20 protein-coding genes are annotated in these 20520 nt (G+C 45.4%); 5 read left to right on the plus strand and 15 right to left on the minus strand.

Going from position 1 to position 20520, the window contains the following annotated elements; all coding sequences use genetic code 11:
• Window positions 1-77 precede the first annotated feature (77 nt).
• Window positions 78-1280, plus strand: a complete 1203-nt coding sequence (locus BLS03_RS07795) for an EAL and HDOD domain-containing protein (protein ID WP_093271872.1) — start codon at window positions 78-80, stop codon at window positions 1278-1280.
• Window positions 1281-1338: 58 nt separating this feature from the next.
• Window positions 1339-1836 carry a YchJ family metal-binding protein gene (locus BLS03_RS07800; protein ID WP_093271875.1) on the plus strand — a complete coding sequence of 166 codons (498 nt, stop codon included), beginning with the start codon at window positions 1339-1341 and terminating at the stop codon, window positions 1834-1836.
• 74 nt (window positions 1837-1910) lie between these two features.
• On the opposite strand, the gene serS is transcribed toward BLS03_RS07800, so the two are convergent.
• The 4 genes from serS to BLS03_RS07820 all read right to left on the minus strand — a co-directional run bounded on the left by serS (window position 1911) and on the right by BLS03_RS07820 (window position 5988).
• On the minus strand, window positions 1911-3221 hold the full coding sequence (gene serS, locus BLS03_RS07805; protein ID WP_093271877.1) for a serine--tRNA ligase: 1311 nt from the start codon (window positions 3219-3221) through the stop codon (window positions 1911-1913).
• 92 nt (window positions 3222-3313) lie between these two features.
• Window positions 3314-4663, minus strand: coding sequence for a replication-associated recombination protein A (locus tag BLS03_RS07810; RefSeq protein ID WP_093271880.1), 1350 nt, complete (start codon window positions 4661-4663; stop codon window positions 3314-3316).
• 18 nt (window positions 4664-4681) lie between these two features.
• On the minus strand, window positions 4682-5278 hold the full coding sequence (lolA, locus tag BLS03_RS07815; RefSeq protein WP_093271883.1) for an outer membrane lipoprotein periplasmic chaperone LolA: 597 nt from the start codon (window positions 5276-5278) through the stop codon (window positions 4682-4684).
• An 89-nt stretch (window positions 5279-5367) separates the two neighbouring features.
• A complete protein-coding gene (locus tag BLS03_RS07820; protein ID WP_093271886.1) occupies window positions 5368-5988 on the minus strand; it encodes an SEC-C metal-binding domain-containing protein in 621 nt (206 codons plus the stop codon).
• Window positions 5989-6117: 129 nt separating this feature from the next.
• Here BLS03_RS07820 and dusC point away from each other — a divergent pair, with 129 nt between their 5' ends.
• On the plus strand, window positions 6118-7074 hold the full coding sequence (dusC, locus tag BLS03_RS07825) for a tRNA dihydrouridine(16) synthase DusC (protein WP_093271889.1): 957 nt from the start codon (window positions 6118-6120) through the stop codon (window positions 7072-7074).
• Here the strand turns inward: dusC and BLS03_RS07830 are convergent.
• The 6 genes from BLS03_RS07830 to cysB form a co-directional block, all read right to left on the minus strand.
• Window positions 7071-8540 carry a sensor domain-containing diguanylate cyclase gene (locus tag BLS03_RS07830; protein ID WP_245696621.1) on the minus strand — a complete coding sequence of 490 codons (1470 nt, stop codon included), beginning with the start codon at window positions 8538-8540 and terminating at the stop codon, window positions 7071-7073. The genes dusC and BLS03_RS07830 overlap by 4 nt on opposite strands.
• A 128-nt stretch (window positions 8541-8668) precedes the next feature.
• Window positions 8669-9463 (minus strand): ABC transporter ATP-binding protein, encoded by a 795-nt coding sequence (locus tag BLS03_RS07835; protein WP_093271892.1) that lies wholly within the window; start codon window positions 9461-9463, stop codon window positions 8669-8671.
• On the minus strand, window positions 9460-10428 hold the full coding sequence (locus BLS03_RS07840; RefSeq protein ID WP_093271894.1) for an ABC transporter permease: 969 nt from the start codon (window positions 10426-10428) through the stop codon (window positions 9460-9462). Before BLS03_RS07840 ends, BLS03_RS07835 begins: the two co-directional genes overlap by 4 nt.
• Window positions 10429-10491: 63 nt before the next feature.
• Window positions 10492-11457 (minus strand): ABC transporter substrate-binding protein, encoded by a 966-nt coding sequence (locus BLS03_RS07845; protein WP_093271897.1) that lies wholly within the window; start codon window positions 11455-11457, stop codon window positions 10492-10494.
• Between the two features lie 157 nt (window positions 11458-11614).
• Complete coding sequence (locus tag BLS03_RS07850; protein WP_093271900.1) at window positions 11615-12826, minus strand: methyltransferase; 1212 nt, start codon at window positions 12824-12826, stop codon at window positions 11615-11617.
• A 59-nt stretch (window positions 12827-12885) separates the two neighbouring features.
• Window positions 12886-13860 (minus strand): HTH-type transcriptional regulator CysB, encoded by a 975-nt coding sequence (gene cysB, locus BLS03_RS07855; RefSeq protein WP_093271904.1) that lies wholly within the window; start codon window positions 13858-13860, stop codon window positions 12886-12888.
• 299 nt (window positions 13861-14159) lie between these two features.
• Here cysB and BLS03_RS07860 point away from each other — a divergent pair, with 299 nt between their 5' ends.
• Window positions 14160-14924 carry a DNA repair protein gene (locus tag BLS03_RS07860; protein ID WP_093272082.1) on the plus strand — a complete coding sequence of 255 codons (765 nt, stop codon included), beginning with the start codon at window positions 14160-14162 and terminating at the stop codon, window positions 14922-14924.
• A 150-nt stretch (window positions 14925-15074) separates the two neighbouring features.
• Window positions 15075-15836 (plus strand): tRNA isopentenyl-2-thiomethyl-A-37 hydroxylase MiaE, encoded by a 762-nt coding sequence (gene miaE, locus BLS03_RS07865; RefSeq protein WP_093271907.1) that lies wholly within the window; start codon window positions 15075-15077, stop codon window positions 15834-15836.
• 41 nt (window positions 15837-15877) lie between these two features.
• On the opposite strand, the gene pyrF is transcribed toward miaE, so the two are convergent.
• The 5 genes from pyrF to rpsA all read right to left on the minus strand — a co-directional run bounded on the left by pyrF (window position 15878) and on the right by rpsA (window position 20434).
• The gene (pyrF, locus tag BLS03_RS07870; RefSeq protein WP_093271912.1) at window positions 15878-16573 is read right to left on the minus strand and encodes an orotidine-5'-phosphate decarboxylase; all 696 of its coding nucleotides are present in this window, start codon (window positions 16571-16573) and stop codon (window positions 15878-15880) included.
• A gap of 102 nt (window positions 16574-16675) precedes the next feature.
• Window positions 16676-17845, minus strand: coding sequence for a lipopolysaccharide assembly protein LapB (gene lapB / locus BLS03_RS07875; RefSeq protein ID WP_093271915.1), 1170 nt, complete (start codon window positions 17843-17845; stop codon window positions 16676-16678).
• 35 nt (window positions 17846-17880) lie between these two features.
• The gene (locus BLS03_RS07880; protein ID WP_093271919.1) at window positions 17881-18156 is read right to left on the minus strand and encodes a LapA family protein; all 276 of its coding nucleotides are present in this window, start codon (window positions 18154-18156) and stop codon (window positions 17881-17883) included.
• Between the two features lie 136 nt (window positions 18157-18292).
• The gene (gene ihfB, locus BLS03_RS07885) at window positions 18293-18574 is read right to left on the minus strand and encodes an integration host factor subunit beta (RefSeq protein ID WP_093271921.1); all 282 of its coding nucleotides are present in this window, start codon (window positions 18572-18574) and stop codon (window positions 18293-18295) included.
• Window positions 18575-18766: 192 nt separating this feature from the next.
• The gene (gene rpsA, locus BLS03_RS07890) at window positions 18767-20434 is read right to left on the minus strand and encodes a 30S ribosomal protein S1 (RefSeq protein WP_093271924.1); all 1668 of its coding nucleotides are present in this window, start codon (window positions 20432-20434) and stop codon (window positions 18767-18769) included.
• Window positions 20435-20520: the final 86 nt, after the last annotated feature.

The raw sequence follows: 20520 nt of genomic DNA on the forward strand, positions 1-20520 counted from the left end.
ACGTGACCAAGGTTGTTGAAAATTCGTTATCAAAACGTATGCTATGAGGTATACCCCTGAGTAAGAAGTACACCTCATTGACATACTCTTATATTGCTCGCCAGCCCATTTTGGACCGCCAAACTAAAACCATAGGTTACGAATTACTGTTTCGCGACGGTCCAGACAACCGCTTCCCTGATATCGAACCGGAATTGGCCACCAGTCGTCTTCTGTCCGATCACTTTCTGACCGCGCATTATAATACGCTGGGTTCTTGTTTGGGCTTTGTTAATTTTCCATATGACAGCTTAATCAACCGAGTGCCAACCTTATTTCCTGCTGGTAACTTGGTGATCGAGATCCTCGAAGGATGTGAGCCAAGCGATGAGTTGTTGCAAGCGATCAAAGAGATGGCAAGCGCTGGCTATATCATCGCACTCGATGATTTTATTCCCAACGCCAAATGGCGCCCTTTCCTGCCGTATGTATCGATCATTAAATTTGATATTCGCCTGTATTCAATTGCCAAAGCGCAAACATTTATGGCCAAGCTAAAAAATAGCAAAATCAAATTTTTGGCAGAAAAAGTGGAAACGTATCAGGAGTTTGAACAAGCAAAACTGGCAGGTTTTGACTACTTCCAAGGCTATTTCTTTAGTAAGCCCGAATTACTGCAAACCAAATCGCTAGCCCCCTCAATTCACACTGTAGTGCGTTTATGCCAAGAGATCGCAAAACCTGAATTCGACTTTGTCGCCATTGAAAACCTGATCAGCCAAGACCTGTCACTTTCTTTTAAATTGCTGTCATCGGCAAATTCATCGGCATCAATAACCAGTCAAATTCGCTCATTTCGCCAAGCCGTCGTCTATCTTGGCGAGGAGAAACTGCGCAAATTTGTTGCGCTGGTTGCCATCGCCTCAACACATGATTCTAAACCTGAGCATCTGTATACGCTTTCTATTCAGCGAGCGCGGTTTTGCGAGTTGATTTACCAGCAGTTTCATCATGATTCAAGTTCGGCATTCTTAACCGGAATGTTTTCGCTGCTCGACAGCGTATTAGACCAACCACTTGAAAGCATACTTGCGAAAATTCCAGTCGATGAAGAAGTGAAACGCGCGTTGTTACAAGGCGAAGGGCTACTTGGGCAAATACTGAATCTCATTCGTGCATATGAAAATGCCGATTGGTCAGAAATCAGTCGCATAAGCTCAGCGTTGGATTTAGAAGAAAACGCGATATGTGATAGCTACACCGCAGCGGTAAAATGGACCAGTGATCTGCTCCCCGCATAGAGATTTACTTCATCTAACCAGGTCGATACACTAGGCTTTTCCCTAGCAAGACTTACCCATGACCACCATCTGTCCATGCCATAGTGGCAAAACCTACCAAGAGTGCTGCGAGCCTGTCCATCAAGACGCTCATGCAGCAACGTTACCAGAACAATTAATGCGCGCGCGATATAGCGCTCATGTGTTGGGTTTGGTGGACTTTGTTGTCGATACCTACCATGCCAGCTGCCATGCTGAAAAGCAGCGCGATGCTATCGCTGACTCAATCAACAGCGAATGGGTCAAGCTTGACGTCCACAGCAGTGAAAATGCAGCCTCAGCTGATGAGGGCTACGTCACTTTTAGTGCTTATTTTACTCAAGACGGCGAGCAGCTATGCTTAACCGAACGCTCTCGCTTTGTTCGAGAGCAAGGCCAATGGTTTTATATTGACGGTACGTTCCCAGAGCAGTCGCGCGATGAGCGTTTCAATCAACCGATTAACGCCCTCAAAGTTGGACGTAATGATCCCTGCATTTGTGGCAGTGGTAAAAAGTTTAAGAAGTGCTGCGGATAAGATTTGAACTGATACTCGCATTTGAACACAAAAAAACCGACCTTAAGGTCGGTTTTTTATTTGCTACGGGAGGATTATTTGCCAATAAACTCAGCGCCGTTCATGTATTTCTGCAGAACTTGTGGAATCGCAATGCTGCCATCTGCTTGTTGGTTATTCTCAAGAATCGCCACCATAGTACGACCGACTGCCAAACCTGAACCATTTAGTGTATGGACAAGCTCTGGTTTTTTCTCACCTTTACGGCGGAAACGCGCTTGCATGCGACGCGCTTGGAAATCCCACATGTTTGAACAAGATGAAATTTCACGATAGGTTTGCTGCGCTGGAACCCAAACTTCCAAGTCGTAGGTTTTACGCGCACCAAAGCCCATATCGCCAGCACACAACACCACTTTACGGTAAGGCAGTTCCAGTAGTTGTAGAACTTTTTCTGCGTGTCCGGTCAACTCTTCAAGCGCAGCCATCGATTCTTCCGGTTTGGTGATTTGAACCAACTCGACTTTGTCAAACTGGTGCATACGAATCAAACCACGCGTATCACGGCCATACGAGCCCGCTTCTGAACGGAAACACGGCGTGTGTGCGGTCATTTTAAGTGGCAGATCTGTCTCTTCAGAAATGGTATCGCGCACTAAGTTGGTTACAGGCACTTCCGCGGTTGGAATCAATGACAGCTTACGAGGCTCTTCATCATTCACTTTCTCGACCAAAGGTTCGGTATGGAACAAGTCTTTACCAAATTTTGGTAACTGACCCGTACCGTACAGGCTGTCTGCGTTCACAAGGTAAGGCACATACATTTCTGTATAACCGTGCTGCTCGGTGTGAAGATCCAGCATGAATTGTGCAATCGCACGGTGTAGGCGTGCAAATTGACCACGCATAACAATAAAACGAGCGCCAGTGATCTTAGTTGCGCTAGCGAAATCTAAGCCGCCGCCCATTTCACCAAGGTCAACGTGGTCTTTGACTTCGAAATCATACGCTTTCGGCTCACCCCAACGAGAAATTTCAACGTTGTCGTTTTCGTCTGCGCCGTCTGGCACATCGTCAGCAGGAACGTTTGGTACCGACAAAGTGATCTCTTCAAGTTGCGCTTGCACTTGATTTAGCTCGACTTTTTTCGCCTCTAGATCGCTACCTAGCGAACCGATTTGCTGTTTGATTTCTTCTGCGCCAGCTTTATCGCCAGCCGCCATTTTTTGGCCAATTTGCTTGGAGATGGAGTTACGCGTGGATTGTAAATTTTCAACTTCTACTTGAATCGACTTACGTTGCTCTTCAAGTTTACGGATAGCCTCTACGTCAAGTTTAAAGCCTCGACGTGCCAATTTTGCCGCTGTTTCATCCAGCTCAGTACGAAGTAATTTAGAATCCAGCATTGTTAATCCTATGCTTTTTTTGTGATAAAAAACGCGTGGTAACCACCACGCATTATTGAATACGTTAACTCGTCAACGATACCCAAAAGCCACTAATTTTCATAGCGCTTTTGTGGGCTATTTGCGTCTAAACTAGCCAAGTAATCTAACTTTTCGCCAATTTTCGTCTCAAGACCACGATTGGTTGGCTGATAGTAGCGTTTTCCTACCATTTCTGGAGGCAAATATTGCTCACCGGCAGCAAAAGCACCTGGCTCATCATGCGCGTAGCGATACTCCGCGCCATAACCTAAATCTTTCATTAGGCTGGTTGGTGCATTGCGCAAGTGATGCGGCACCTCATATTCGGGTAGATTATGCGCATCGTTCAGCGCTTGCTTCCAAGCACTGTACACCGCATTACTTTTTGGCGCGCATGCTAGGTAAACAATAGCCTGAGCGATGGCGCGCTCCCCTTCTGCAGGACCAACGCGCGTAAAGCAGTCCCACGCAGACAGCGCCACCTGCATGGCTCGCGGATCGGCGTTGCCGATATCTTCCGAAGCAATCGCCAGTAAACGCCGCGCAATGTACAAAGGATCGCAGCCAGCACTAATCATTCGCGCTGCCCAATAAAGAGCGCCATCCGGGTTAGAGCCGCGAATCGATTTGTGTACCGCTGAAATTAAGTCGTACCAAACATCGCCTTTGTTATCAAAACGCGCAACTTTCTCTCCGGCAACTTGGGCCAAAAGCTCGAGAGTAATCACTTTCTCACCTTGAGGGTTTTCAGCCGCCATATCATAGAGCAGCTCAAGGTAATTCAGCGACATACGTGCGTCACCATTGACGAGTTCGGCAAGGCGATCCAGCACATTATCGTTAAACTGAGCAGGGGTTGTACCTAATCCTTTTTGCTCATCACCAATGGCTTGATCAAGTGCCTGACGGATTTCTTGATTGGATAACGAGGTGAGTTTGTAGACTCGCGCACGTGAAAGCAGTGCGTTATTCAATTCAAACGATGGATTTTCTGTGGTCGCGCCAATAAAGGTCACGGTGCCGTCTTCGATATGAGGCAAAAAGGCGTCTTGCTGAGATTTGTTAAAGCGATGGACCTCATCGACAAACAAGATAGTACGCCGCCCAGCCATTTTGTTTTCGCGCGCTTTTTCAATTGCCGCGCGTATCTCTTTCACCCCAGAGGTGACAGCAGAAACACGCTCAACTTCGGCACTTGCATAGTTAGCTGCAACTTCTGCCAGCGTGGTTTTGCCAGTCCCTGGCGGCCCCCATAAAATCATTGAGTGAATATGACCACCTTCAAGGGCTTTACGCAAAGGCTTACCCTGACCAAGCAAATGTTGCTGACCAATATATTGCTCAATGGTTTGCGGCCGCATACGTGCAGCAAGGGGACGAAAATCTTCGTCCCCTGAGAAGTCTAAGCTGTAGTTACTCACAATCGTAAATACTCTCGGTTAATCTCTTTGGTCGTCAACCTCAACACCTTTCGGAACCACAAATGTGAAGCGGTCTTTACTTGGCGTTTTTAAGCTCACATGATCAAAGCTGAATTGGCTTTTTTGGCCGTCCTGCTCAATCACGCCAAAGCCTTTAACGACGCCTTTGGCACCAATTTCAATCTTGAACTGGCCTTGGTTTGAATCTGCCGCCGTCGGCGTTAATGTGAACACATCGCCTTGCTGCTCAACATTGTAATTGTCCCAGTCGCTGGCTCGGTTACGGGTCAAAAGTACAAATGGGGTTTGCTCAGTAGCTTGCTCTTGCCAATAAATGCTGACTTGTTCCACAAACGGGCTGTAGTACCAAAGCGTTTTACCATCAGACACCAATACGTTTTCATCAGGTTCTGTGGTGGTCCAGCGAAACAAACTTGGTCTGGCAATTTCAACTTTGCCTTTGCCTTCCATCACGACTTCACCATCAGGCGCCGTCACGGTTTGCGCGAAATCGGCACTGAACCCATCCGTCAGTTGCAGACGTTGATTGAGAACATCTTTGGGTGCCGCCAGCGCAGATAGACTGACAAAAAATAGGCCTAACAGTTTTTTCATTCAATTCGCTCCATTATCTAACCTTGGCAGTATAATCTTTTTTGATTCAAATATTTAACGCCACTGATCGAATTAGGTTAGATTTTTGTCTATGAGTTCCCACAACATTGCTTAAATTTTTTACCACTGCCACAAGGACAGAGATCGTTGCGCCCTACTTGTTTATATGGGTTCACACTTTGCGATTTTCCACCCGTCAAGGCTTCATCGGCTGATAATGCCACTTCGCTTATCATCAAATCCAGTTGAGGCAATAAGTCATCCAAACTAGGAGGATTGTCGATTCCCGCTAGCTTCATTTGCTGCTGGGTTTGCTCTTCATCAATCGCCAGCATCATCGTCGTGAGCAGCGCTTGAAGCATGCGCTGGGTACCATCAGTTAAACTCGCCTGTTGCCAAGCCTGCTCAACATAGGACCACACGCTCATAAAGCCTTCGGCAAAATCCGCCAATGATTCGTTTTCTGATTGAGCGGGCAGCACATTCAATATCGAATAGGCGCTGGTTTTCAATTGCTGATATTGAGCGTGAATATGCTCAACGACCATAGGTTCTAACTTACTTTCAGCATCGGGAAATAAAGGCGCAACCCAAGTTTTTGGGTCAAGCGGTTCACGACTGATGTTGGCCGCTAGTACCGCTCCCTCGATAAAAAATTCCGATTCAAAAACATCGTCGAGGCTTGCCAGTGAAATCAATGAATAACTCATGAAATACCATTACTTAAAATTCGAATTCGTACCATTATAACCAAAGCCATACCGAGCGGTCACTGAATAGGGTGACATTCGTGGTTATTCCCTCTAAAATCTCGCCTCTATTTTTCTAAGGTAATGATGATGCGACTCGTTTTAGGCCCAATGGAGGGCGTGCTAGACCATTTAATGCGTGAACTCCTAACTGATATCAATGACTACGATTTATGTGTCACTGAATTTGTGCGCGTCGTCGATCAAAAATTACCTGAACATGTGTTTCATCGCTTGTGTCCGGAACTTAGCCAAGGTTCGATGACCAAATCGGGCGTCCCGGTGCATCTGCAACTATTGGGACAAGACCCGATTTGGATGGCAGAAAACGCCAATTTTGCGGCAGAGCTTGGCGCCAAAGGCATCGACATTAACTTTGGCTGTCCTGCTAAAACCGTGAATAAAAGCAAAGGCGGCGCGGCGCTGCTACAACACCCAGAAATGATTCACCAAGTGGTCAAAGCGTGCCGAGAAGCGGTACCAAGCCATATTCCAGTGTCAGCGAAAATTCGCCTTGGCTGGGAAGACCCACAAGATTGTTTTGAGATTGTCGATGCCGTAGAAAGCGCTGGAGCAAATGAGCTGACCGTTCATGCCCGCACCAAAATGGGCGGCTATAAGGCCAATGAAATTAAGTGGGAATACATCGAAAAAATTCGTCAAAAGCACCAGATTCCGTTGATCGCCAATGGCGAAATTTGGGGCTTTGAAGATGGTCAGAGATGCATGCAAGTGACTGGCGTAGACTCGCTAATGGTGTGCCGCGGAGCCTTTAATATTCCAAATTTAGGCAATATGGTGAAATACGACCATCAACCGATGGCTTGGTACGACGTCGTTAGCCTGATGATTGCTTACTCGCGCTATGAAATCAAAGGCGATAAAGGCTTATACTATCCGAACCGTATCAAGCAGTGGCTGTCTTATCTGCGTCACCAATACACACAGGCGGACGAACTGTTTCGTGCGATACGCCGCTTCAACACCGCGCAACCTATCGTAGAAACCATTCAAGAGTTTCAACAGCGATTAGTGGTAAACGCTTAAAACACCAACTGATCTTTACCGTTGGTTTTAGCGATATAGAGTTTCTCATCGGCGGCTTTAAATAGCGTTTTAAAGTCGCTGCGCTCATCAATCGACGTCACCTCAACCCCACCAGACACCGTAAAACCGCCCTCGATAATATGATGGGAGTCTTCGCATATCTGATCTTTGATACGGGAAATAATGTCGTGCATATTTTCGCGATTTCCACAGGTCAAATAGATGACAAACTCTTCACCACCAAAGCGTGCAGCCGCATCGCTGGTGCGAATATTGTGCTCGATTTTTTCCGCCATATAGCAAATGACCTTGTCACCGACATCATGGCCATAAGTGTCATTAATCGCTTTGAAATTATCGATATCGAGTACCGCTAAGGTAATGTCACCCTGAGTTAGCGTATTGCGCCAAAAATCCTCGAGACCACGGCGGTTCAATAATCCCGTCATCGGGTCTTTCGCGGCTAATCCTTTGAAATGCGAACGTTCGATATTGCTGTTGATATAAAACAGCACAATCACCGACAGCAAATAAATAAAGCCAATCACAATCAGGCTGTATTTTTCCAATACAAAAAAGTTTTGCAGTTCACTTAACCAATTTACTTGGTAATACAGCGCGTGGTGAGTTTTAAGATCTTCATAATTAAGCACATGAATACGCTTGGCCTGGCTTGGAAAACGTATCATTTCGCTGGTATCAACCAATTCAATTGGACTGGCGAGCGGGCTATTACTGCGCAGCAAGCGCGGCACATCGATATCGAGGGAAATCATGCCCTGATATTGCTGATTATAAAAAAATGGAATGGTGAGGCTAGCGATCTGCTTAGTAATTACCTTAGAAATGGTTGGGCCTGAGAGTGCGATTTCCGGGTCACTTTTCGCCGCTTCAATCCAGTAAGATCGCGCCTCAATGGTCTCAAGTAGCGCCTTACTGATGTGTCTTGCGAGTGTGTCGGGTGAAGAGAACACATACCCTTCCCTGTCGATGTAATGAACGCCAAATAAGTAAGCGTCAAAGTCATGCAGAAACGACAGCATTGGCGCCATTTCAACTTGGCGATTCGCCCGCTGATAAAGGGGATCATCCGGATTACAGATGTTTGGCATACCCACTAAAAGGTAGTTGAGGTCTTTCACCGGCGATGCGTTGAGTTTGCCTTCTTTTCCCGTCAGCAGAGAATCTATCGGCCACATTTGGCATACACCATCGATGACTCGGCGGTTGTGCTCAAGTAGTAAGTCTTGCTGGCCTTTACGATAAGCAGAAAAGCTGTAATCAATCGCAGCGATGGCTTTGGTCGAGCGCAGCAGAGCGCGATCAATACGCGCGTACTCTAAATCAATATAACGATTAACCGTGTCGTAATAATTGGTGAGAGCAAGCGCAAAGATGATAAGTGATAACAACGCCGGAACAAACAAGACAAATTTTAGGCTGAAATGTCTTTGAACATTCATCATCACATTAACCTATTGATAAAAATAAAACTCATCAACAGCTTAAAACCGTTGATGAGTCTTTAATTAGAGAACGCTTAATGGTCTCATAATTGGCATTAAATCAATGTCAAAGTGACGTCAATATCACACTAGTTGAGTAGTAAGCTATCGTCGGTGAGTTCTTCTCCACGGACTTTACTGAACATTTCGAGTAGATCCGGAACGCCCATATTGGCTCTTTGTTCACCCGCAACGTCTAGTACAATCTCACCCTGATGGAGCATCACGGTGCGATCGCCACACGCAAGCGCATCTTTCATTGAGTGAGTCACCATCATGACGGTCAAGTTGAACTCATCGATAATTTTCTTCGTTAAATCAATGATAAAAGCCGCCATTCTTGGGTCAAGCGCGGCAGTATGTTCATCAAGCAAAAGTAACTTGCTGTCTGACAGCGTTGCCATCACAAGGCTTACGGCCTGACGTTGACCGCCTGAAAGTAGGCCAATACTGTCGCCGAGGCGATCTTCGAGCCCTAGACCAAGAATGCTGATACGCTCTTGAAATAGCTTACGGCGTTTTGATGACAACGCCATATTCCAACCGCGCTTTTTACCGCGCATATAAGCCATCGCCATATTTTCTTCGATGGTTAATGCGCCGCAAGTCCCGGCTAAAGGGTCTTGAAACACTCGAGCACACTGCTGTGCTCGCTGGTCGACCCGCTTTTTGGTGACATCCAAGTTATTGATGATAACTTTGCCACCCACCATTGGGGTTTCACCGGTCACGGCTCCGAGCAACGTAGATTTACCCGCACCATTAGAACCAATCACAGTCAAAAATTGATGCTCAGGAACTTCAAGAGAAACACTGCGCAGCGCTTTATTTTCTAAGATAGTACCTGGGTTAAAGGTCACTTCAATGTCTTCTAATCGAATCACAGTTTTTCTCCTGATGTGTTCACGGGTGTGTTCACAGAAGTGTTCACCTGCTTAGAGACCACTTTACTATGAGCAGGTGCACTAGCCTTTTTTATGGTCAAGTTCCCTTTGATCCTTGGCGCAATAAGAGCTATCGCAACCAATACCGCCGTGACTAAGTTGAGATCCGATGCTTGCAAACCAAACATGCCAGAACTGAGCGCAAAAGCGACCGCAAGACGATACAACACCGACCCAACAATCACCGCCACCACAGCGACCCAAATTTTACGACCCGGGATCAAAGTTTGACCAAGAATAACGGCAGCGAGACCAACCACTATGGTTCCCACTCCAGAGGTCACATCAGCAAAACTGTTAGTTTGAGCAAATAAGGCACCAGCAAAGCCCACAAAACCATTAGAGAGAGCCAAACAGAAATAGGTGTAAAACGCGGTGCTCGCACCTTGCGCGGCGACCATACGTGAATTCACACCCGTTGCACGTAAGCCAAGCCCAAAGTCACTGTTAAGCAAACGCACGACAAAAATCGCCGACAGCAGAACCAATACCGCAACCACTAATGGACGAATGTACATCGAGTCACCCATGGCTTCGAAAGGTGTCAAAATCGTATCTTCACCCAGCAAAGCAATGTTCGGGCGGCCCATAATTCGAATATTGATCGAGAAGGCGGCAATCATGGTCAGAATCGAAGCAAGCAAGTTTAGAATGCCCCAACGTACGGTCAAATACGCGGTGACCCAGCCCGTTGCTGCGCCAGCGAGAATGGCAAGAAATGTGGCAACCCAAGGGTTTATACCGGCGACGATGGCAGTGGCAGCCACAGCGGCACCCATTGGAAAACTGCCGTCGACACTCAAATCAGGAAAATCGAGGACACGAAAGGTCAAATAAACGCCTAAGGCGACTAAGCCATAGATGAGACCAATTTCCAGCGCCCCGAAGAAAGCGAAAGCAGACATAAATACTCCCTTTTCTGCTTAAAGGAAAAGTCGGCATGTTGCCATGCCGACGAATACAACAAATTATTTAACGCTGGTCGCGCGATCCAGAACGGATTGAGGGATAGTCATGCCAAGCTTATCTGCGGCAGTTTTGTTGATAACAAGATCAGAACCTTTCGCCACTTTCACATCGAGTGAGCCTGGATCCGTACCTTGCAAAATAGCCGCTACGTAATCGGCAGTTTGGATACCAATTTGGTAGTAGTCGAAACCAAGGCTGGCTACCGCACCACGTTCTACGTATGAGGTTGCTGCGCCAAATACTGGCGTTTTCGCTTGGTTTGCCGCCACAATCATGCCTTCGATGGCACTGGCGACTGTGTTATCAATCAATGCGTAAATGATATCAGATTTATCTGCAATCGCTTGAGTTGCAGATTGAACATCAGCACTCTTAAGTGCAGTCGCTTCAACCAATTTGATACCGTGTTTTTTGGTTGAGGACTTAAGCAATTCCATTAGGCTAACCGCATTGGCTTCACCAGGGTTGTAAACCACACCAATGGATTTCACATTTGGCATTAGCTCTTTGATCAACTCAACATGTTGTTCAACGGGTGACAAATCAGACAGACCTGTAACGTTCTTTCCAGGTTTTTCCATCGTTTTAACCAGTTTTGCGCCAACCGGGTCGGTGACCGCGGTAAAGACCACTGGAATTGACTTAGTTGCTGAAACCAATGCCTGAGCCGTTGGCGTTGCGATACCGACCAAAACGTCCGGTTGTTCACCGACAAACTGGCGAGCAATCTGAACCGCAATGGCTGGGTTACCCTGAGCCGTTTTATATTCAAATTCGAGGTTTTTGCCTTCAACGTAGCCTTTGGCTTTCAACCCATCCAAAAGACCTTGGCGAGTCGCGTCGAGAGCGGGGTGTTCAACAATTTGTGATACTGCGACTTTGGCGGTTTGCGCCATAATACTGGTGGAGGAGAGTAATGCTGCGCCAGCGAGAACGGCCGTCGCAAATGCTTTACCTGCTTTCATCTTAACTCCTTGATTTAAGCAAATTATTATTGATGTTGTGTAATATTTAATTATTAGTCTAGTGCACATATCAGGCACTTGACTTCATTATTACCAATAAGTTTACGCAAAGGGAAGCAGGTTTTGGTGGGATAACGAAAAAAAGAGAGCTACACAGTTATTCAGCGGGTTTTGTTGCTTGAATCAACACATTGCGCGGCGTAATGTTACGCGCACAAAACTCACCGAGCTTAACTTTATAACCGGCCTCAGCAAGAAACTGGCTTTTATCCAATACCAGCCAAATTTCCAAAGGTCGTTTAAAGAGTGACTGGACCAGACTGAGTTTTTCCATATGCCAGAAACGCTCTAGCCCGAGCGCATAATAGTAGGCAAAATCGCATTCAAGCAGTGCGATTTGTTTGCTGTCTGCCGCCCAACGGCAAAATTGTTCAAAACCTTGCCCGAGCGCGGATTTTTTAATGCTCGGAATCGGCGTATATTCCTCATGACCTAATTGTTGGCGCAGCAAGAGATCGAAACCAAGTCGATAACTCATTTCCAATTGCCGATGGCGCTTAACACGCTCGCCTCCGGTTACTGTCTGCTGAAGTGGAATTCGCAGTTCTGCACGATTCAAACGCAAAGAAGATTGCTGAGCTACTTTTGACAGCGGTTGATATTCGCTGTTTGCCGTTAAGTGGTAACAACACGGCGATAACGAAACAGCAGGCAACTGATGTGCGACGGCCTTTTTAATTAGGGTCTGATGCAAATCACCGCATGCATGCAAAGCCACCGCATGTTGACGTGAGTGAAAGACCTCATCAATCCCCTCTTGTAGTACATCAGCTTGAATAAAACGTTGGTTATTGATTCCCAATGCCAAACTTTGCGCAGCACCGCTTTCACAAAGCGCCTGCTGATATTCAACGCTGGTGACAGGATGTTGGGTGTGGTGAGAAAGAACTCGGCCTAAAAAACCCTTTCCAGAGCACCATTCAAGCCATTCATCACTATTGTTAATGGAGATAGCCTGCGTTCCCATCGACTCGATTTGTTGCAACTTTCGTCCTGGGATGCCGACATGAAATGCGGCAGGTAATGGATTCGAGTCAGCTTCCAACCTTGGCAATTGACCAAGACGCAAAGCTTCACTTAATCCAGAAATAAATGGGGCAAGTACAGCTACCAACATTTCAGGCTGCTGCAGATACTCCTCGACTTGTTGATCAGTGAGCGAGTTTAACCAGTTGCAAAGCTCTGGTGCGTGAGTTTGCCAAGTCGTAGGAAGGGTCGTCGCTTCAAGCGATGCAAAAAACGGCTCAAAGCGCCAAAAAGCCTGATGCTGAATTAGAAAGTGATCAAGGGTTAGAAAAGTACTGCGCATCATGCTTCCTCAAAAAATGGCATTTTAAGGCCAAACACAATGCGCATAAAGCGCAATCATTAACGCACGGGCAAATCGATGTCTTTAAACATCTCTTCAATTTCAACATTCGATTTTAAAGAAATCGCCCGTTCAACCACTGGTCGTGTTAAATGCGGAGCAAAACGCTCCATGAAATCAAACATATAAGAACGAAGAAAGGTACCACGACGAAAACCGATACTGGTCGTACTGGCACCAAAAATATGGCTGGCATCAATGGCGACAAGATCGGTATCTTGCTGTTTGTCGATCGCCATACTGGCAATCACACCCACGCCGATGCCCATCTTCACGTAAGTTTTGATCACATCCGCATCAGTTGCAGTGAAGACCACTTTTGGAGTAAGGCCGACGCGATTAAATGCAGTATCAAGCTCAGAGCGCCCAGTAAAGCCGAAAACATAAGTAACCAAAGGATAAGCGGCCAAATCTTCGATGGTCACGGTCTCTTTTTGCGCAAGCGCATGCCCTTTAGGAACAACAATCGAGCGGTTCCAATGATAACAAGGTAGCATCACCGCATCTTGGTATAAGTGCAACGCTTCGGTCGCGATAGCGAAGTTAGCCGTCCCTTTAGCAATCGCTTCAGAGAGTTGACTTGGCGTACCTTGGTGCATGTGCAGTGAAACTTTAGGGTAACGGGTCGTAAAGCCTTTAATGACTTCTGGCAATGCATAGCGAGCTTGAGTGTGGGTGGTTGAAATGTTGAGTGTTCCCATTTCAGGGTGAGTATGTTCGCCTGCGACCGCCTTGATACTCTCAACCCGGGAAAGGATTTCCTGAGAAATACGAATGATGTCTTCGCCAGCGGAAGTAACCTGAGTGAGATGTTTACCACTGCGTTCAAAAATTTGAATGCCGAGTTCATCTTCCAGCAATCGAACTTGCTTACTTATCCCAGGTTGGGAAGTATATAAGCTTTCAGCGGTGGCAGACACATTCAAATTGTGATTGACAACTTCAACAATATACTTCAACTGCTGTAACTTCATTACCGACCTCGCAGACTCACTGAGTCTCTTTGATATGACAGAACATAGTTTATAATATTTAGTTATAACGCCTATTAATCCAAATTAATAGCAAAAATCATTCAGACTGTTGATTTGGTGAGGAAAACCGTGTTCTAGCGGGTAAATTGCAAGCAATCGCTCAGAATAAACTTAATTAGTAATGTTTACATCGCTCAACAAACCCAAAGAGTGATAGGATGAATTTTATATATAACTGCTGTGTTTTAACAGGATCGTGTATCCTTAGTATTAGGTTTGTGAATTAAATTATGGGATTTATGAATATAGTTCTGATTGTCGCTCTTATCGCCATCTTATTAATCCTTGTACTCGGCTATAACATAATGCTGCAATACAAGGTGAAAGCAGAAAGTGCGCGTAAGCAAGAGAGTGCTCGTTATGTCGCTATGATAGATGCAACGGAAGATTTAATAGGACATGCTCACCATCTCCCATACAGTAAAGAGTTGTTGGTGTGTCTGAATAACCGTATTTTGGATTCACTGATCAATATGTTCGAGCTTGATCCAAAAAACCGTCAGCTAGAACAGCGAATCGAAAGCGTTAAACAACAAATTAAGCAGCTACAGGAAAATTACCAAGGTGGCGACACCAGCGCATTTAAAGTGCCGAGTAGTGACAAACAAGCCATTGTGATGCTCAAACTTGTTAAACGACTGCGCGATACCATTCGCACTGAGCACAATAAAGGCCGCTTTGATACTCAAGCGTATGTCACAGAAAATGGTCGTCTTGAAACGATTCAAACTCGAATCAACATCGAAAATGTTATCAAGCGCTCTAAAGATGCCATTGTACGCGGTCAACCAGGCACCGCATTGCAACTACTGCGTAAAGGCTTAGATGTTTTAGCAACCAAGAACGATACCTACTCTGCGCAGGCGCGTGAGAAGCTTCAAATGATGCTGGATGAGCTTGAACAAAAACGTCAGACTCGCAGTGCTGAGCAGCTTCAACAAATCGAAGAGAAAGAGCGCCAAGACGATATGGATGCGCTATTTGGCGAAAAGAAAAAGTGGTAGGCCAATTTTAGATATTCAAAGCCGCTCCAATTGGGCGGCTTTTTTGTGTTTGCTCACTCAAGCAGTAACTCGTTAGGGAGGCGCACTTATTCACCTCAACTTTTTATTCATGATACACTTCAAGCAGCTTTTTAAACCCAGCCAATAATAATGTATCAAGAACTTCTAGCCCCGATTAACGCTTTTCTGCGCTGCGACACACCTGACTCATGGATAGAGCACGCGAAAAAACCTGACAATTTATCCATTATTTTACGTGACCACTTACTGTGTGAATTAAAAGCAGCGCAAAGCGCGGTATTTTTGTTAAAACGCTACGTTTTAACCCAAGATGGCATTGAACAAATCACCAAATTGGTTGCGCCTTATGAACAGTTTGCCTATAAGCTGATTGGGAACCGTGAGAGTTTAAAAGCCAAAAACACCCTTTCAAAACTCATTGAGCCACGCGTAGATTGTGCCTATGGCCAGGATATGATCGATAAAATGGTGCTGCTGATCCGCGAAGAGTTGCATCATTTCTATCAAGTCTTAGAGATTATTGAAGATAACGGTTTTGAGTACGAACCAATACCTGCGTCACGCTATGCAAAAGGCATGATCAAACACGTGCGTACTTACGAGCCGGAAGCACTCATCGACAAGCTGATTATCGGTGCTTTCATCGAAGCGCGTTCATGCGAGCGTTTTGCTAAATTGGCGCCACACTTAGATGATGAGATCGGAAAATTTTACGTCTCCCTACTTCGCTCGGAAGCACGGCACTACCAAGACTACCTAGCTCTCGCACAAGAGATATCCGATAGCGATATATCTGAGCGAATTAGCCATTTCGCCAACGTCGAAGCACAACTGATTTGCGAGCCTGACACAGACTTTAAATTCCACAGTGGCGCGCCTCAGTTTGCATAATTCACATACAAATAACGCCCTCATTGAGGGCGTTATTCATTTTATGCTAACGAGGCATTAATCTGCTGCAACACTAAAGCAGGATCGCTTGCTTGCGTGATAGGGCGACCGATAACCAAGTAATCAGAGCCTGCGGCTATCGCATCGACAGGCGTCATGATGCGGCGCTGATCCGCAGCTTCGGAGCCCGCTGGGCGAATCCCCGGAGTCACCAATTTAAAGTCACTACCGAGCGCAGTTTTCAGCATATTTGACTCTTGTGCAGAACATACTACACCGTCTAAACCTGCATTTTTGGTCAGCGTTGCCAATCGCATGACTTGCTCTTGTGGCGCAACATCAATACCGATACCTTGCAGGTCACTTTGCTCCATACTGGTCAGCACTGTAACACCAATTAATAGTGGGCGATCTTTGCCGTATGGTTCAAGAATTTCTCGTGACGCTTGCATCATACGCTCACCACCACTGGCGTGCACATTCACCATCCAAACCCCCATCTCAGCGGCTGCGCGCACCGCTTTTGAACAGGTGTTTGGAATATCGTGGAATTTAAGGTCCAAAAACACCGAAAAGCCGCGTTGATGTAATTGATCGACAAAGCTTGGCCCAAATAGCGTAAACATTTCTTTGCCTACTTTCAGACGGCAGGAATTAGGGTCGATTTTGTCGACAAAGGTTAACGCATCTTTTTGATTTGCATAATCCAAAGCGACAATCACTTTTTGATCAATCATTGTTTCTCCCATTTTTAATCATGTGCCTTCTATCCAATGTAAAACCAGTTACTCATTGAAGGCCAAAAAAATGCAGCTAACAAAGTAGCTGCATAGATAAAATTATTCACCATCCAATCCGCGAATTGGCTTGATGGTCCCCCACCCTTTACACGATGGACAATGCCAATATAAAGAGTGAGTCGAAAAACCACATTTTCGACAACGATAGTGAGGCTTCACTTTTAATTGCTCACCCACCAATTTTTGCAAGGTTCCCAAACTTTCTTTCGCTCGGCCTTCTTCTGCTTCCATCAAATGGTAATCCATCAAACGATAGAAACCTTTCATCGTCGGGTTTTTAACCAATTGCCTTGTGAGCATCTCCTGAGCAGAACCTGCACCTTCGTGCTGTGCGACCAACTGCGCTAACATCAGCTCTGCAGATACACCGGCCTTGCTCGCAATGCATTGGCGTAAGAAATCCAGTAGTTCCGACTCTTGATTTAGATGATGGTAGCACTCGGCCAATGTTGGTAAAACTTCGCTGATAAAATCAGAGTCCTGATCGAGAACCTGAGTTAAATAATTGATGGTTTGCCGATAGTCTTGTTTCTCTAAATATTGGCGACCCAATGCAATACTGGCACGCACACAGCGTTTGTCTTCTTGCAGCGCTTTTTTAAAGTATTGTGTCGCCTTTTCGTTGTTCCCTTCCGCCTTTTGCTGCATCGCCAATTCACACCAAAAGTGACCAATTGCGGAGCGCATACGGCGTTTGCCTGCCCTCACCAATACATTTGCATAGTGAATCGCTTTTTCCCACTCGCGGGTTTGCTGATAAATAGAAACAAGTTGGTAAAGTGCGGCTTCTTTGTGTTCAGGCTCATCCACAAGTTGTTCAAAAATCTTTTCGGCACGATCTAAAAAGCCTGAAACCATATAGTCTTTAGCCAGTTGTTGAAGTGCGATATTTTTTTGATCTATGGTCAAACCTGAACGAGAAATCAAATTTTGGTGGATGCGGATAGCGCGGTCGACTTCACCTCGAGAACGAAACAGATTCCCGAGTGCTAAATGAGTATCTATGGTCTCATTGTCGACTTGTAGAAGTTCAATAAAATGATCAACGGCCTTATCTGACTGGTCTGAAAGTAGTAAGTTCAGACCGGTCACATATTGACGAGATATTTGATTTGACTGCTTTTGCTTATCTTGTTGCGCACTACGATTACCCATATACCAACCATATGCGGCGGCAATCGGTAGTAACAAGAAGAGTATTTCAAGCATTGAATAAAGTGCCTATCCGTCTGTAATTCTTAGACTTAGCTATTTTCCTCAACTTTATCGATAGTGGCTGATAGTTTTTTCAGTTGCTTGTTTAGCTTACGCACTTGCAACCGAGATTTGAGATGAAGTCCACCAAAGATAAGCCAGGAAAGAGCAAAGCCAACAACAAATACGACGCCCAATAACGTTGAGAGATGGAACTCGCCTTGTGCAAGCAAATAGTTAAATGTAACAAGAACTTGGTTTTGAGAACCAAGTGCCAGTGCAATAAGGAAGAGAGCAATCACGGCTATGATTTTTATAATTTTCATGTTCCATCACCTTAGCAAAGTAGCGGATAAGATTATGCAGTAAAAACACGTAACAAACCATGAGAATATTACGCACTGACGCCATAAAAAAACGGCACACGATAGTATGCCGCTTTTTACTGTATCATTGCAAAGATCAGCTAAGATTCACTCTTTCACGCAATTCTTTACCTGGCTTGAAGTGAGGTACAAACTTACCTTCTAACTCTACTTTATCGCCAGTTTTTGGGTTGCGTCCAACGCGAGGCTCTCGATAGTGAAGAGAGAAACTACCGAAACCGCGAATTTCGATTCTATCACCACGTTCTAGCGTTGATGCCATGTGCTCTAAAATGTCTTTAACCGCATCTTCAATCTCTTTGGCCGAAAGATGTGTTTGCTCAGCACAGAGTCTTTCAATCAATTCAGACTTAGTCATAGTTTCCCTCGTAGCGTAATTTATCACTTATTATAGTAAGTAATATTAATTCCAACAAACACTTGCTTGTTATTCTAGCTTTTTTTTAACCAAGATGCCTAACAATTCCTGTCATAATTTAAACAAATACTGAACTGGGTTTACTGGCAATAAAAAAGGAGCCATACGGCTCCTTTTAGTCAAAGAGTGAAATTATTCACCTTTTGCAGCTTTGAATGCGTCAGCCATAGCGTTACCGAAACCACCTTCGTCTTGGTTCAGAGTTGCCATTGCTTCTTGCTCTTCTGCTTCATCTTTCGCTTTGATAGATAGGTTAACTACGCGGTTTTTACGGTCTACACCAGTAAATTTCGCTTCAACGCTATCACCAACGCTTAGGATTAGAGAAGCATCTTCAACGCGGTCACGTGCGATTTCAGAAACGCGGATGTAACCTTCTACGCCTTCTTCAAGCTCGATAGTTGCGCCTTTCGCATCAACAGCAGTAACAGTACCGTTTACTAGAGTACCTTTCTTGTTGTCTGCAACGTAAGCATTGAATGGGTCATTTTCCATTTGCTTAACGCCTAGAGAAATACGCTCACGCTCTGCGTCTACAGCTAGAACAACTGCAGAGATCTCGTCGCCTTTCTTGTATTCACGAACCGCTTCTTCACCAGCAACGTTCCATGAGATATCAGATAGGTGAACTAGACCATCGATGCCGCCTTCAAGACCGATAAAGATACCGAAGTCAGTGATAGACTTGATCTTACCAGTTACTTTGTCGCCTTTAGCTTGCGCTTCAGCGAAAGACTGCCATGGGTTAGCTTTACACTGTTTCAGACCTAGAGAGATACGACGACGTTCTTCGTCGATTTCAAGAACCATAACCTCAACTTCGTCGCCAACATTAACAACTTTAGATGGGTGGATGTTCTTGTTAGTCCAATCCATTTCAGAAACGTGTACTAGACCTTCAACGCCTTCTTCGATTTCAACGAAGCAGCCGTAGTCAGTTAGGTTAGTAACGCGACCAGTTAGTTTGTGACCTTCTGGGTAACGCTTAGCGATTGCTACCCATGGATCTTCACCTAGCTGTTTCAGACCTAGAGATACGCGAGTACGCTCACGGTCGAACTTAAGAACTTTAACTGTGATTTCATCACCAACGTTAACGATCTCAGATGGGTGTTTAACGCGTTTCCAAGCCATATCAGTGATGTGTAGAAGACCGTCAACACCACCTAGGTCTACGAATGCACCGTAGTCAGTAAGGTTCTTAACGATACCTTTAACTTCGCTGCCTTCTTGTAGAGTTTCAAGAAGCTCTTCACGTTCAACGCTGTTTTCAGATTCGATAACTGCGCGACGAGAAACAACTACGTTGTTACGCTTCTGGTCTAGCTTGATAACTTTGAACTCTAGCTCTTTGTTTTCTAGGTGAGCAGTGTCGCGAATTGGACGTACGTCTACTAGAGAACCAGGAAGGAAAGCACGGATACCGTTTAGTTCAACAGTGAAACCGCCTTTAACTTTACCGTTGATGATACCAACAACAGTTTCAGCTTCTTCGTAAGCTTTCTCAAGAACGATCCAAGCTTCGTGACGTTTCGCTTTCTCACGTGAAAGTTGAGTTTCACCGAAACCATCTTCAACAGCGTCTAGAGCTACGTCTACTTCAGCACCTACTTCAACTTCAAGTTCGCCAGCAGCGTTCTTGAATTGTTCTGCAGGGATAGCAGACTCAGACTTAAGACCAGCGTCAACAAGAACGAAACCGTTCTCGATAGCTACTACAGTACCTTTAACGATGCTGCCTTGTTGGAATTCTGTTTCGTTTAGAAACTCTTCAAAGAGTTGAGCAAAAGATTCAGTCATTTAGTTAATCTTCAATAAATTAAACGTCCACGGGTGTCCTACCACATGGGGTTATTAAATTCGCCAGTCATCATCCTTGCGACCAA

This window comes from Vibrio xiamenensis (genome assembly GCF_900100015.1).
Lineage (GTDB): Bacteria > Pseudomonadota > Gammaproteobacteria > Enterobacterales > Vibrionaceae > Vibrio > Vibrio xiamenensis.